Here is a 1,577-nt window from a genome sequence, read left to right as displayed (position 1 = left end):
CTGTACCATCAGCTGACATCGCCCATTCTTCTATAAAATCTGCTGTTTTGCGATACATATGAATACCTCCTAGTTATATCTATTTTCATTTTAATTTCAAAGCCGTCTTATTCAAGTAAAAGGACTTACTAAATAAGAATTCAGATTCAAGATATAAATAGAGTATCATCATTTAACTTAGCTGGAATATGTTTTTCCAACAGGTTATTTCTCTTCTTCAAAAAACATCTTCCCATCTCGATACTTTGCATATGGGTCATCTTTTTCACCGATCAATAACTTTCCTTTAACAATGTAAGCAACTTCATTCCATTCACTTTTTTCTCCAGCCTGCTCTACTTCAAGCTTGATATGATGCCAGAATGAGTGCCCGTCTTCGTATTCGATCTCTACAATTTCAAAGTCTTTCAGTTTATACTTTTGTTCTTCCAAGAGATTGATTTTTTCTAAATATATAGCTTTTGCTTCCTGTTCGGATAAGTCAGTTTTACCAGCCAACTTACTTTCTTCTGTATCATATAAATGTAATTGTTTAAACGCTTCTTCATAATCCTCATCTTTTATAGCTTGATAATAATTTTGGATAATATTTTCAGCTTTCTTTTCTTCTACGTAGTTACACCCTACTAGCATCAGTATGACTAATAAAAACAACAGAATTAATCCTGGTTTCTTCATATTAACCTCCCTATTTTAAGGAAATGGAAACAACAACTACTAAAGTTATTGGTTGATTATAACTAAACATTTCTTATGATTCCGACTTTACAATTTAAATGACTATTGAAGTGTGTTGGAGTCATTTTTACGGCTTTGTTTATAGGAGTGAGTAAATAGAAATAAAGCCGGTCTCCATTTATTGATTGGAGCGCCAGACGGCGACTCCTGTGGGATGAGTGAGACAGATAAGACATCACAACCACGCGCGCAAGCGATGGGTGATGGCTTATCGCTCACCCCACGGAAAGCGTCCGGTTGGCGCGGAAATCAATTCTACTTGCCGACTTAGAACACATCATATATCAACCCTAGCCTTTAATATAGCCTTTTATTTCAACATAAATATCCATATAAAAATATTGAGGTTATCTTATATGATATAAACCTTTTCTTCTAGTATATCTCAATTCTTCAATTGTTTTTCCAGATAATCAATTTCCTCTTGGATTGTACTAGGATCTATTCTTGCAAATAGTGGTTGTATATTGCTTATGTTATCTACTTTCACTTTTATTGGCTTCCAATGAAATTCTTCTAATTTTAATATTTTTCGTACTTCCTCACTTGAGAAAGGAAGGAACGGTGATAATATTTGAGCAACATTTCCAATGATATATACGCAACTTGCCAGAGTATCCAGGCAGCTATCCCTATCTTCCTTTACTTGTATCCACGGCTTCTCCACGTCAAAGAATCTGTTCGCTTCACGAATATATGAAAAGATAGAATCTATTGCTAATTTGAACTGGCCTGCCTCGACCAATTGCCCCACCGCTGTATATAAATTTATAGTGGTTTCTTCTATTTTTTCATGAATTGCTCGATCAGGAATTGTTCCTTCAAAGGACTTTTCAATG

2 protein-coding genes are annotated in these 1,577 nt (G+C 34.7%); both read right to left on the bottom strand.

Going from position 1 to position 1,577, the window contains the following annotated elements; genetic code table 11:
* Nucleotides 1-204: 204 nt before the first annotated feature.
* Nucleotides 205-678 (bottom strand): hypothetical protein, encoded by a 474-nt coding sequence (locus tag AC06OU_RS14750; protein ID WP_475856779.1) that lies wholly within the window; start codon nucleotides 676-678, stop codon nucleotides 205-207.
* Between the two features lie 445 nt (nucleotides 679-1,123).
* Nucleotides 1,124-1,577, bottom strand: a 454-nt coding sequence (locus AC06OU_RS14745; protein ID WP_475856777.1) for a class I tRNA ligase family protein, incomplete at its 5' end; no start/stop codon positions are given.

It is taken from the genome of Psychrobacillus sp. (assembly GCF_056205495.1).
Note: the sequence above shows the minus strand (reverse complement) of the source record. Positions and strands in the feature narration are given on the sequence as shown.